Source organism: Porphyromonas gingivalis ATCC 33277 (assembly GCF_000010505.1).
In the GTDB taxonomy this organism is placed as follows: Bacteria; Bacteroidota; Bacteroidia; order Bacteroidales; family Porphyromonadaceae; genus Porphyromonas; species Porphyromonas gingivalis.
On the sequence record NC_010729.1, the window covers coordinates 1541663 to 1555000 of the forward strand.

At 47.6% G+C, this 13338-nt stretch carries 10 protein-coding genes, 1 rRNA gene, 1 pseudogene and 1 riboswitch (1 of these 13 running past the window's edge); of the genes and pseudogenes, 2 read left to right on the forward strand and 10 right to left on the reverse strand.

Annotation, left to right across the window (positions count from 1 at the left end):
* Positions 1–175: 175 nt before the first annotated feature.
* From PGN_RS06610 to PGN_RS06650, 9 genes are all read right to left on the reverse strand, one after another.
* Positions 176–1411 carry an ABC transporter permease gene (locus PGN_RS06610; RefSeq protein WP_012458235.1) on the reverse strand — a complete coding sequence of 412 codons (1236 nt, stop codon included), beginning with the start codon at positions 1409–1411 and terminating at the stop codon, positions 176–178.
* A gap of 12 nt (positions 1412–1423) precedes the next feature.
* Positions 1424–3433 carry an NAD-dependent DNA ligase LigA gene (ligA, locus tag PGN_RS06615; RefSeq protein WP_012458236.1) on the reverse strand — a complete coding sequence of 670 codons (2010 nt, stop codon included), beginning with the start codon at positions 3431–3433 and terminating at the stop codon, positions 1424–1426.
* Positions 3421–3948 (reverse strand): GNAT family N-acetyltransferase, encoded by a 528-nt coding sequence (locus PGN_RS06620; protein WP_012458237.1) that lies wholly within the window; start codon positions 3946–3948, stop codon positions 3421–3423. The genes ligA and PGN_RS06620 overlap by 13 nt, the downstream gene beginning before the upstream one ends.
* A gap of 6 nt (positions 3949–3954) precedes the next feature.
* The gene (recR, locus tag PGN_RS06625; protein WP_012458238.1) at positions 3955–4578 is read right to left on the reverse strand and encodes a recombination mediator RecR; all 624 of its coding nucleotides are present in this window, start codon (positions 4576–4578) and stop codon (positions 3955–3957) included.
* A complete protein-coding gene (locus tag PGN_RS06630) occupies positions 4575–6089 on the reverse strand; it encodes an Rne/Rng family ribonuclease (protein WP_004584583.1) in 1515 nt (504 codons plus the stop codon). The genes recR and PGN_RS06630 overlap by 4 nt, the downstream gene beginning before the upstream one ends.
* A 320-nt stretch (positions 6090–6409) precedes the next feature.
* Positions 6410–6688, reverse strand: coding sequence for an HU family DNA-binding protein (locus tag PGN_RS06635; protein ID WP_004584585.1), 279 nt, complete (start codon positions 6686–6688; stop codon positions 6410–6412).
* A gap of 111 nt (positions 6689–6799) precedes the next feature.
* Positions 6800–7930: an ISAs1-like element ISPg2 family transposase gene (locus PGN_RS06640; protein WP_012458240.1), complete on the reverse strand. Its 1131-nt coding sequence runs from the start codon at positions 7928–7930 to the stop codon at positions 6800–6802.
* Positions 7931–8081: 151 nt separating this feature from the next.
* Positions 8082–8573, reverse strand: coding sequence for an anaerobic ribonucleoside-triphosphate reductase activating protein (gene nrdG, locus PGN_RS06645; protein ID WP_080504445.1), 492 nt, complete (start codon positions 8571–8573; stop codon positions 8082–8084).
* A 32-nt stretch (positions 8574–8605) separates the two neighbouring features.
* Positions 8606–11002, reverse strand: coding sequence for an anaerobic ribonucleoside triphosphate reductase (locus tag PGN_RS06650; RefSeq protein WP_012458242.1), 2397 nt, complete (start codon positions 11000–11002; stop codon positions 8606–8608).
* 89 nt (positions 11003–11091) lie between these two features.
* Positions 11092–11351: riboswitch (cobalamin riboswitch) on the reverse strand.
* Between the two features lie 579 nt (positions 11352–11930).
* Here PGN_RS06650 and PGN_RS06660 point away from each other — a divergent pair.
* A complete protein-coding gene (locus PGN_RS06660) occupies positions 11931–13016 on the forward strand; it encodes an IS5-like element ISPg8 family transposase (RefSeq protein WP_012457639.1) in 1086 nt (361 codons plus the stop codon).
* 24 nt (positions 13017–13040) lie between these two features.
* Positions 13041–13171, forward strand: a pseudogene (locus PGN_RS11955) (DNA methylase).
* Between the two features lie 128 nt (positions 13172–13299).
* Here PGN_RS11955 and rrf read toward each other — a convergent pair.
* Positions 13300–13338: ribosomal RNA gene (rrf, locus tag PGN_RS06665) — 5S ribosomal RNA — on the reverse strand (it continues 72 nt past the right edge of the window).

Here is a 13338-nt window from a genome sequence, read left to right on the forward strand (position 1 = left end):
CCATTAATTCGTACTTGTTTGATAACCGAGTGTAGCAATCGTTAGGTTTATAAATGTGTTAACAGTTCAAATGCGATTGCCCTGGTCTTGACCAATATGAGGGGGGGGGGGTAGAAGGGTTATTGTGTAATGGTCTCAAATGGACAGATGACCTATCCTATTCCCTGGTGAGCGATTACTCGAAGCGAAGGGCTTTGACGGGGGAAATTCTCGAAATAATATGCGATGGAGCAAGGAGCATCAAGAAGGTAACGAGGAGGGTACCCAAATTAACGAGAATCCATACGAGCCAGTCCACTTGAACAGGCACATAGTCCATGTAGTAAATATCAGGATCGAGGAGACGCAACCAACGGAAATGTTGCTGCAGGAGGCAGAGTATAAGAGCCAAAACATTGCCCCAGATCATACCACGACCAACGAGCATCATAGCCAGATAGAGGAATATGCGGCGAAGCAACCGTTCACCACAGCCTAAAGCTTTGAGCATGCCGATAAACTGCGTTTTGTCCATGACCAAAACAATCAGACCGGCTATCATCGTGAAGCCTCCGACCAATCCCATCAGTGTCAGCAGGATAGCAACATTGGTGTCCAAGGCAGAGAGCCAATCCATAATCATCGGATTCAGTTCTGTAGCCGTATTGATGGTCAGTCGTTGTTCTCCGACGTAGAGTGTTTCCGAAAGGCGATCGAACACTCGCGTCACAACGAGATCTGTTTCGTCCGGATCAGAGGCATAAATGAGTAAACGGCTAACGTCATCAGTACCCAACCCACCCACTCGGCGGAGTACATCAGCAGAGACCAAGCCAACAGGCATATCCATTTTGCCTCCGCTATAAACTCCTGCAACTGTGAATGCGCGCAAACGCATTCGTTCCGTACCGGCGAAATAGATGCGGAGCTTATCGCCGATCTTGAGATGAAGTTTGTCGGCAGTAACTTGTGGCAGAAGAATAGGATTGGGTACCGTATCGGCAGAACTAAAGCTCGGATAATTTCCCGAAACGGTTTGACCGAAGAGCGGATTGCGAGTTCGGAGTGAATTGTCCCCCATCAGTAGAATACCGGCAAAAGCACTGTCTGTCTTGGCAACACCTGTCATTTCGATCGTGGGCACTACCCGGTCCACACCTTCGACAGAGGTTATAGCTTCAAGCATCCCGACCGGAGCATTGAAATGATCTGAAGTTCCGGCCACGGGGGCAATGCAAAGATGTCCCGTATAGCCGTATACCAGACTGCGGATATTTTGTTTGAAGCCACCGGCTATCGACACGGTAATGAGCATGACCATCAAGCTGAGCATGATACCGATCACAGAGAGACGAACAATAGGGGCTATTCCTTTCCCCTCTTTCCCTCCGCCCCTAAAGAGCCGTCCGGCCAAAAAGAAATCGATCTTCATCGTCCCTCTACCCTATTCTTCTATCAGACGGAGAAATTCCTCTTCACTCATCAGCCGCACACCGAGCTTCTCTGCTTTCTCTCTCTTACTCGGCCCCATATCCGATCCGGCAAGAATGAAAGAGGTCTTGGACGAAACCGATCCGGCCATACGTCCGCCATTGTCCTCTACCATAGCTTTGTACTCATCACGACTATACTTTTCAAATGTACCACTGATAACAACCGTTTTTCCGGCTAAACGAGCAGAAACCGGCACGGAAACCGTCTCAGCTTCCAACGATACACCGGCCAAACGAAGTCGTTCGATCAACTCCCTGTTCTGCCGAAGGCTGAAAAAATGAAGTACAGCAGCAGCTATTCTTTCCCCGATCTCGTCTATCTGTACTAATTCCTCGCTCGTAGCAGCGGCCAGGGCATCGATAGAAGGATAGACCGCAGCAAGTTTCTTGGCTACGGTTTCTCCGACAAAGCGAATACCTAATCCGAACAAAATGGCCTGATACGGACGGGCTTTGGAGGCTTCGATACTGTCCAAAAGTTTGGCAGCAGCCCGTTTTTTGAAGCCGGGCAGAGTGAGTAGCTGCTCTTCCGTAAGGGCATAAAAGTCAGCAACGTTACGAATCATATTGCGGCTATAAAGCAATTCGATCGTCTCCGGGCCGATATTGATGTCTGCCGCCTTGCGTCCGCAATAGTGTTCGAGCCGTCCTTTCTGCTGCTGTGGGCAGCCCTCGGCATTCGGGCAATAATAGGCAGCTTCTCCCTGTTCGCGTACCAATGGTGTAGCACAGTCTGGACAGAGCACTGTAAAAACTATAGGTCTGCCATCGATACTGCGTGCATCCGTATCCACACCCACTATCTTGGGAATGATCTCTCCACCCTTTTCCACATAGACAAAGTCTCCCTCGTGAAGGTCTTTCTCCGCAATAAAATCAGCATTATGCAGGCTGGCGCGTCTCACGACCGTACCGGATATCAGTACTGGGTCGAGATTGGCCACAGGTGTGACCGCCCCCGTACGCCCTACTTGATAGCTTACATGCTGCAGACGAGTACGTACTCGCTCGGCCTGATACTTATAGGCAATAGCCCAACGTGGGCTTTTGGCCGTAAAGCCAAGCAAATCCTGCTGAGCCGGAGCATTTACCTTGAGGACAATACCATCAGTAGCTACGGGCAATGTCAGGCGCTCGGTATCGAAACGATCGATAAAGGCATATACATCCTCCTTACTACAGCACAGTGTGACGGCATCAGAGACTTTGAAACCCCACTGACGCGCCTGCATCAGTCGGTCGTAATGATTCTCTGCCAAAGGCTCATCACTATATAGATAGTAGAAATAAGCATCCAAGTTTCGTCCGGCTACGATATGGGGGTCGAGCTGCTTAATGGTACCGGAAGCGGCATTGCGCGGATTGGCAAATAGAGGCTCCCCTTCGGCCTCCCGTTGGGCATTGATCCGATCGAATTCCTTGAACGGGAGCAATATCTCTCCACGAACTTCCAACATACGGGGATAATCATCGCCTCTTAGTCGCAAAGGGACAGATCGGATGGTACGGACATTAGCCGTTACATCATCTCCCATTATTCCATCGCCTCTGGTAACGGCACGCACCAGCATACCATCTTCGTAGATAAGCGAAATGGAAAGTCCGTCGAATTTCAGCTCTGCAACGATTTCGAAAGGTGCGCCTTGAAGTCCTTCGGACACGCGACGATAAAAATCTCCAATCTCATCGTAATTATATGTATTGCTGAGGGAAAGCATCGGTCTGTCGTGGCGAACGGAAGCGAATCCTTCCGTTTTGTCGCTTCCGACACGATGCGTAGGCGAGTCAGGACTATCCCATTCGGGGTATTCCCGTTCCAGCTCCTCAAGCTGCTTCATCATGGCGTCATACTCGAAGTCATCGATAGTCGGAGATGAGAGAACGTAATACCTGTATTCGTGCTCACGCAGAATGCGGCGCAGCTCTTCTATTCGGACAGCAGGGGGAACTATCTTTTCCATAACTGATAAAGCAAAACATCAGAATAATCGCCGGCATGCCACATCCATTGGCGGAGGGTGGCTGTATGCTCGAAGCCGGCAGCTTCGAACAGCATCCGGCTCGGCTTGTTATCTTCCAGCACATAGGCGATGATCTGATGCAAGCGTAAATAGTCTAAAACATAATGGGATATCTTGCGGAGAGACTCGACGGCTATTCCCAGCCGACGGTATTCGGGAATAACGAATAACCCTACGGCTACACGTCGATGAAAGGCATCGTACTCATACAGATCTATCGCACCGATAGGCTTATCGTCATCCGACAAGCAGATGACAAGACGCATCATGCCCAACTCCATCAAACCCTCAGAACTCTTTTTGATATATTCTCTCAGCCGATTGCGTCCGATAGGTACCAGCATATTGCCACTCTCACGCAATTCGGCATCATTTTCCCATAGGTAGAGAAAGTCCAAATCTTCCGGTTCAAGGGCTCGGAGCCGTACTTGCTCTGAAGAGAAAAGGTCGGTCATGGAATATCAGAATTTGACTGAGTCGGAGAAATCGGTACGATTGAGAATAGAACGACCGAGGGTAATCTCATCGGCATATTCGATCTCATCGCCTATAGCAATGCCTCGAGCAATTACACTGACCCGAACGCCGGTAGACTCCAACTTGCGAAAGAGGAAAAAGTTGGTAGTATCGCCCTCCATCGTCGTACTCAAAGCCAATATAACCTCATGAATCTGCTCAGAAGCTACTCGATGCACCAAAGAATCTATTTGCAAATCGCCCGGGCCGATCCCATCCATGGGAGATATGACTCCACCGAGTACATGATACAAGCCTCGATACTGTGAGGTATTCTCGATAGCCATAACGTCACGGATATTCTCTACTACGCAGAGTGTACTCTGATCCCGAGTGGGGTCTGCACAGATAGTACAAACACCGGAATCACTGATATTATGACAGCGCCTGCAATAGGAAATATGTTCCCGAAGATCTACAAGGGCTGCTGCAAATTGACGGGTATTTTCCACAGGTTGGCGCAATAAGTACAAAGCCAGGCGCAGGGCTGTCTTGCGCCCTACACCCGGCAATGTAGCAAATTGGTCTATCGCCTTCTCAAGCAGACGCGAAGGATATTTCTGTATCATTCATCCAAAATATCCAGCTCGTTGCCGTCGTAGTCGTAAAATGTGTAGTCCAGGAATCCCAGACTCTCATCGGGGATAAGTTTGATCCCCTTGGCATACTTGAGTTTCCATTTCTTCAAGATAGAAGAAAGGAAACCTTTCTTGAGGTATGCTGCCACGTATGGATGTACGTGAAGAACGAATTGTTTGACTTGGTGCTCCGTGACCATTTTGGCCACTTTTTCTTCCAGCTGATCCGTGAAGAGTATGGAGGATTCTACCTTGCCGGTACCCAAACATGTGGGACAACACTCTTCGGTATGGATGACCATCGCCGGACGAACACGCTGACGCGTAATCTGCATAACGCCGAATTTGCTCAATGGCAAGATATTGTGTCGCGCTCTGTCGGCCGACATCAATTTGACCATGTGTTCGTACAACTGCTGACGGTGCTGGGCTTCGCTCATATCGATGAAGTCCACTACGATGATACCACCCATATCGCGCAAGCGCAATTGTCTGGCCAGCTCTTCAGCTGCAGCCATATTGACATCGACAGCCGTTGCTTCCTGCTCGGTACTGCCACGCGAGCGGTTACCGCTATTAACATCCACCACGTGCATGGCCTCCGTCTGCTCAATAATCAGATAAGCACCACTCTTATACGTAACAGTACGTCCGAAGAGAGCTTTAATCTGCTTCGTAATGGCAAAATGGTCGAAAATGGGTAGTTCGCCCTGATAATACTGAACGATTTCCTCCCGTCCCGGAGCTATCAACTCGACATAGTCGCTCAAACTGTCCCGAAAAGCCTTGTCATTGACAATAATACTCTGGTAAGAGGGATTGAAGTTGTCTCTCAAGAGTCCCAGAGTACGGCTGGCTTCCTCATAAACAATAGACGGAGCCTTGGCACGCAAAAGCTTCTTGATGTTGTCGTCCCAACGACGTAGTAGGCTCTGCAGCTCTTTGTCCAATTCGGATGCCCGTTTACCTTCAGCAGAAGTGCGTATGATAACGCTAAAATTCTTGGGCTTGATGCTGATAATCAACTGCCGCAAGCGTGCTCGCTCTTCGGCAGAACGAATCTTCTGAGACACCGACACTTTGTCTGCAAAGGGTACCAAAACCAATGAACGGCCGGCAAAAGAAAGCTCGGCAGTCAGGCGTGGGCCTTTGGTAGAGATCGGCTCTTTGGCTATCTGCACCAAGATCTGCTGTCCGGCCTTGAGCACATCTGCGATCTTCCCCTCTTTAGGGAGGTCGCTGCCGAGGGGCACTTTGGACAAGGATGGAATCGATTTGCTTTTTGTCATCATCTCCATCATCTTCTGCTGAGCATCGAAAGTCAAGCCCAAATCGAGATAATGAAGAAATGCGTCCTTCTTGTATCCTACATCCACGAAAGCAGCGTTCAGACCGGGCATCACCTTCTTCACTTTACCGAGGTAAATATCCCCCACGGCAAAAGAAAGATTGCGCGGTTCGCGTTGAAGCTCCACGAGTTTGCCATCCTCCAGGACGGCCATAGATACCTCTTTGGGCTTAACGTCAATTACTAATTCGCTGTTCACTTAATGGTAGGATTGTCTTGATGATTATAAATACAAGTAAGCAAATACGGCCTGTGGGCGGAGCGGTACTGATACGGAAATCAGACCACAAAGTACTCGCTCACAGACCGCGTTTGCCGAGAATAATTCGAGATGGAATATCTTCGTCTCTTTTATTTCTTCTTTTTATGGCGATTCTTCTTCAGTCTCTTTTTACGCTTGTGCGTAGCCATCTTATGTCTCTTTCTCTTCTTTCCGTTAGGCATAATGCTTAATGTTTTATTGTTAAACTATGATTAGTCTTGTTTCATCTGACTCATAAAGATTTTCGAAGGCTTAAACGCCGGAATATTCCTTTTGGGGATGATGATAGTCGTCTGCTTCGAAATATTACGTGCTGTCTTCTCAGCTCTTTCCTTCACAATGAAGCTACCAAATCCGCGGAGATATACATTATCACCTTCCGAAAGGGAGTCTTTGATAGTGTCCATGAACGACTCTACGACTTTCAGGGTCGTTTCCTTATCAATCCCTGTCGACTTCGCAATAGCGTTCACTACGTCAGCTTTCGTCATAATACTATGCTCAGAATTAAATGGTTGAGTTTCTTTTATTTTAGGTCTGCAAATATAGTGCTTTTTCTCTTAGTTACTTTACTCCGACATTTTTAAGTCAGGGGTGACGCATTAAAATTGTATTGTGATTAGTTGTTGTGGCTTCATTCGAGCCGGTTTCTTTTGGATGCGAGGGATTGAGGACTTCATATTCGTTTTTAGTCTCTCTATAATGAGTAAATTAATCTTTTGAATGATATCCATAATCTGCGCCACATTCCTTGTTCTCTTGTGCGAGGCATCGTGTCCGAAATAGACATCCAAACAGTGGTGTAACTTATTCTCTATCGCCCAATGCCCACGAATAGCTTGTTTCAATGAAGAAACATCTGTTAATGACGAAATGTAGTAGGCCACTTCTTCACTCGTTTTGTCACTCTTTTTATCCCTTCGTTTGCGTACAACTTTGTGTATCGACCTCAAGCCTTTCCGGCGAGTTAATACCTCGTTGGCTTCTATCTCCAAGGGATTGAGAATACTTTCATAGCGACGTGTTTCTATGCGTCCGTGAGATAGTTCCGTCTGTTCGTCAAGGAGGATATGTTTCTGAAAAAGAGGGCAGAAATAGGCTTCAATCTCTTGCAGACTCAAACTTTGATTCGCTTTAACACACAATACATAGTCTCCGCCCTTATCGATGATTTGTTCGACAATGGCTGTCTGTGTACCTATGGCATCAATGGAGACAACAGCCCCGTTCAAGTCCAGCAAATCAAGAAGTTGATGTATGGCAGGTATTTCGTTTGTTTTTCGGTCGATGTAGAGTTGGGCAAGACTGCACATATCTTGTGGTGAAAAGGCAGAGACGACATGGGATTGTGTATCAAAAGAGAGTTTCTTCACTCCCCGCATCGTCTTGCCATCAATGCAAATATGTTTACCCGAAGTAGCCGAGATAAAGCCTTCAATCCATCGCTTATAAGCCCCCTCAAAAGCTTCTACATCCAACAGACTGATGCTCCTGTTGAGAGTATCATGAGAAGGCATGGTATGCATAAGCTGATGGCCGGTAAGCATTTCGTATAGACTTTTCAATTCTTCTTCGTATTCCTCGGCATAATCTTCAATCTCATACCAGGAGGTATTGCCTGAGAGTGTAGAGAGGAAAACGATCAGCAGTAAAAAGTCAAGAGGATAAATTTTTTTACGCTCTATCCGTGGGCCCGGAACCATGCAGAGGCTTTCAAATAGAGAATGATACATAACTAACTCGGGTGGAATCTTTTGCAATACAGGAGAAATGGACTTTCAAATAGAGAATGATACATAACTAACGGGGCTTTAACGACTGTAAAAGTACTTAGAAAGCTGTTTTTAATGCGTCAGCCCTGATTTTTAAGTTTGCATGACGGATTCAATTCTCATGCAACCGAATAATACACTGGTTGCTGCTACCACGCCACAGTAATGTGGGATCGAACAGCTCGCGCACGAATGGGCCATCGACCAAAACATCGATCAAAGCAAGAGGAGCGGAAAGCATCAGATCGGTCTTCAACTGTTCGAGTGTGTATCCCGTATAACACCATATCGGCAAGGTACAGGATGCACGCAGTCTCTGCAGCAGGCAGGTAAGTCCGGCAGGATTGTAAAAGGGATCGCCTCCGGAGAGTGTGATCCCATCCAATAGAGGATTGGCATTGATCTCTCGGATGATATTGCCGAGGATCGAGTCCGTCATCAATACACCGGCTTCCGGATCCCAACTGGAGGGATTGTGGCAACCGGGACATGCGTGACGACAACCAGCCAAATAGATAGAATAGTGCAAGCCCGGTCCGTCGCAAATAGTTTCGCGATAGACGTTCAGTAGCCTGATGCCGTATGATTCGATGCTTTCGGACACCTGCTCCCGCACTTGGTGGCGTTTCTAATGTATTATAAGTGTTTTACACGATCGTGCTCTTCGGCCTGTTTGGCTGAATTCCATGTATCGAGACTCCCTGTCAGATAGCCAGTGATGCGTCGCAAGCGAGCTATCCGATCGCTGCCGCATACAGGACATTTGTCGTAGATCACACCTTTGAAGCCACAGCCCTTGCAGGTATCCACAGGATGATTGATCGAACCATAGCCGATGTTTTCATCCTTCATCATCTTGACAATTTTGAGGATAACCGATACATTCTTCTTGGCTTCGCCATCCAACTCTACATAAGTAATATGGCCACCGCCGGTAATAGCATGGAAAGGGGCCTCGCACTTGATCTTTTCAGCTATACCTATCGGTTCGCGAACATCCACATGGAAAGAATTGACGTAATAGTCCAAATCCGTTACCCCGGGAATAATCCCGTAGCGTTTTCTATCCATTCGTGTAAAACGACCGGAAAGACCTTCTGCCGGAGTAGCCAAGACAGAGTAATTCAGATGATACTTCCGTTTATACTCCTGAGCGACATCATTCATGACCGAAATGGCATCGTATAGCGTATTCCAAGCCGCCTTGTTGTGAGCATGTCCTTCACCGTAGATGGCCACCATCGCGTTGTGCCCTCCGATAAAACCGATACCGAGAGTACCGGATTTGATGACATCGCCCACTTCCTCGTTCGGTTCTAAGGCAGCACCGCCCTTCCAAACATCATTCCCCATCATGAAGGGGAATTGGCGTGCTAGTGCTGTACGCTGATAGCAATAGCGGTCATAGAGTTGGTCTGCAATGAGTGTAGACATTCGGCGAACACTTTCCAGGAACAGAAGGCGTGCTTCACTGCGTATCGTTTCCTTGTCGCCATCAGGGCAGTTCTCTTCTGCCTCATGTCTGGCTTCGATAGCCAAACGGGGAAGGTTCATAGAGGTAAAAGAGAGATTGCCTCGTCCGATCGACGATTTCGGGCCGTTTACATTGTCAAACACTCGCGTACGACAACCCATGGTAGCCACCTCTTGCAGATAACGCTTGGGATCGTCTGCTCGCCAATCCTCATGCAGATTGAATGGCGTATCGAGAAAGACGAAATTCGGGAAGAGAGCTTTGGCTGTCGTGGCACATGCCTTCAGCAGCAAATCGAAGTTCGGAGCAGAGAAAAGCACCTTGCCGGCCATCGCATCGTCGAAGTTTTCCAATGCCGACTTTACATCCGCTTCGGAATAGTTGATTCCCTCTTTGACTTTGAAGATCTGAATCGGGAAGATGGGTACTTCACCATGCCCCAAACCTTCCTCCGTGGCACGTAACAGCTCCTCCATTACCATTCGACCTTCGGGCGAAGTATCAGTACCGTAATTGATGGAGCTGAATACAACCTGATTGCCTCCACGAGAGTGCATCGTATTCAAGTTGTGGATGAAGCCTTCCATAGCCTGATGCGTATCCTTACGCGTCTTTCGGAAAGCTGTGGCAAGAGCGATCTCCACCTCTGTACTCGAAAAAGGAAAAGACGCCGAACATAGTCCCTCATATAGCCTCCCGGCCTCCTGAGGTGAATCTGTCAAAAGCGGCGTTAGGTTCCGAATAGCCTTGGGAAGAGTCGTACTTAAGTCGGTATTGGTTGGCTGCCGGAGCTCGAGCACGAAGCGGAGACGCTCTATGAGGTGCGTGACGAACGATTTGCGCACACCCGGAGCCATGAAGAAATCAAAGGCCGGGATAGCCTGTCCGCCATGCTGTTCGTTCTGATTGGTCTGGAATATGATGGTAGCCAGCGTTGCATAGCTATGGATATTCTGCGGTGTACGGATGCTGCCGTTTTTGGTACGGAACCCCCGTTCGTAAAGGTCTGCTATATCATACTGGACACATGTAGTGGTTTTGGTCGGATAATAGTCCAAATCATGAATATGTATATCTCCTGCCCTGTGTGCTCTGCTATAGCGTAGCGAAAGCAGATATTTGCTGGCATAGTCCTTAGTCACTTCCGAAGCAAAAGTCATCATTTGACCTGCAGGAGTATGCGAGCTCATGTTGGCATTACCCAGATTCACATCGTTCTTCTCTATCGTTACGATGCCGTCCATCGTATGCTTCATGGATGTACGCTTGTCACGCTCTACGGTGCGCCACTCTCGATAGATAATATATTTTTTGGCAATGAAAGGATTCAAACGCATCAGTTCCTCCTCGACACGATCCTGTATTTGTTCCACGGTGACAAGCTCACCGCTCTGACGAGCAAAATCGGTTACAGACTGGACAATATTGTCGATACGTGCAGCTTCTTCGTGCACACCTCCTGCGCGATAAGCCTTGATTATCGCCTGACGGATTTTTTCCGGATCGAACGACTGCACATGACCATCACGCTTTACGATGCGAAGGATTACCTCTTCCATTGTAATACGTTATTGTAAAAAAATACTTCCTGAGATCTATTCTCTTAGTGCCGGGGAGACTCCTTTCCTCGAGGTCTTCTCTCCATACTTTATAGGCAACTCGTAGAGGCAGGTATTCTGGCTTACTTCATCTCTTTTCTGTTTGTCGCGCCTTCCCATTCAGCTCCACCTCTAATAGTGGAGAATGAACAGTGGCATCATTTGGAAAGCGACAAGAGTCCGCATGTCAAAACCGACACGGCGGTAAAAGCTTACAGCAGCGGGACTGCTCGGGATTCTCACCCGATTCCCTCTTACACCCCACTCAGCTTGTTCGAGACGAGCAGGGACCACTACGATGGGAACAAAGATATTGTTTTTTATAACAACAGCAAACCGACAATTCGCTATTTTCACCCATATATTTGGAACAATATTTTTAAGGTCAACGTAATCCATTGAGCCATATGGTTCAATGGAAAAGCGCAATTTTTAATTCCCCCTCGTATTCAGAAGAAACTCGCTCGAATGAACCCACAACAACTGATAAGCATGCAATTTTAATGCGTCAGCCCTAGGAAATATGTAACTCGGCACGGCCTCGGTAACTACTGTAAACAACCGAGGCAGACAAATTTTAACTATCGAGGTTAAGCGTGCAGCGATGACATAATGGCACTAGTACTACCAAATAAAACAATCGAGACATCGCTCTACTAATAACTTCCTGTCAAACTTTATGGACAGAATTGACTATCAAACCCTACAAAAAAGACATCTCTGAATTTGGAAAATATCGAAAATTATGATTTAGTCGCATAAACTTACATCGAACTCACCTTATGAGACCTTTGCACGGCGATTGGTGTGTATTTTGTTTGTTAATTCATTGTATAATAGGGAGTTATTTTGTATATTTGAGCATTAAAAACAGCATAATATTCCTCCCATGGCATACCAATCCAAGAATACCGATGAGCATGTAACATTTGCAGACGCACTCCTTTCAAAGCGTTATCGCAAAGCACAAAACGACTTCCTCAATCAGGTTGACACGCTTATCGATTGGCGTCCGATCAGGACGCTGATCAACAAGAAATACACGAAGCGACAAAATGCCATCGGTGCCCCGGCTTATGACGTGATTCTCTTATTCAAGATGTTGCTTTTGGAGACATGGTACAACCTCAGTGATTGTGCTCTGGAGGAGCGCATCAATGATTCAATCACCTTTTCCCGATTCTTGGGGCTGAAGATGGAAGAGGTATCTCCCGACCACAGCACCATCAGTCGATTTCGTTCGGCACTGACAGAGTTGGGTCTCATGGACAAACTATTGGCGCAGTTTAACAAACAACTTTCGCGCCATCACATTTCGGTCAGGGAAGGGGTGCTTGTCGATGCAAGCCTTGTGGAGACGCCGCATAAACCCAACGGAAGCATTACGATTGAAGTCGCAGACGACAGGCAAGACAATCGGAGCGAGGCGGAAAAAGAGGCAGAGGAGGATTATCAAAAACAGGTTGTCCGCCGGCGTAAAGGGACGGATGAAGAAGCCCGTTGGGTGTACAAACAAAAGCGTTATCACTACGGATACAAAAAGCATTGTCTGACCAATGTTCAAGGCATTGTTCAAAAGGTGATAACGACAGCAGCGAACCGCAGTGACACGAAGGAGTTTATTCCGCTATTGCAGGGTGCAAACATACCTCAAGGTACAGCCGTCTTGGCGGACAAAGGATATGCTTGCGGGGAAAATCGTTCCTACCTGCAAACCCATCACCTTCAAGACGGCATTATGCACAAGGCACAACGCAACAGGGCATTGACCGAGGAAGAGAAGCAACGAAACAAAGCAATCGGTCCGATACGGAGCACCATCGAACGCACCTTTGGCAGTATTCGCCGGTGGTTTCATGGCGGACGATGTCGATACCGGGGACTTGCCAAGACCCATACTCAAAACATTCTTGAAAGCATCGCCTTTAATTTATACAGAACCCCGGGGATAATTATGTCCTCATCCGTAGGATAAGGCATAACCACCCTTGAGGAGCTCGTGCAAGTAGCTCCTCAAAGGGGGGATTTACAACTACTTTCACTCCTTACTGCCACCCTTTTCCCTCCCTCCGTTTTATGCCAAGAACTCCTCTTCCCTCCACCTCCTTATTTTTCAAAGGTCTCAGATAAGCAAAATGATTTTTGGAGAGAGAAAATAAAAAAGGAGAGAGCCTCGGACTCGAGACTCTCTCCTTCACCTTTTTTTTCCGGGGGAGGAGGGTGAGATCCTATCCCCCCCTCTCTCTCACGTTTCTTAAAAACGGCGGCGTCCTACTCTCCCACTGTGACGCAGTACC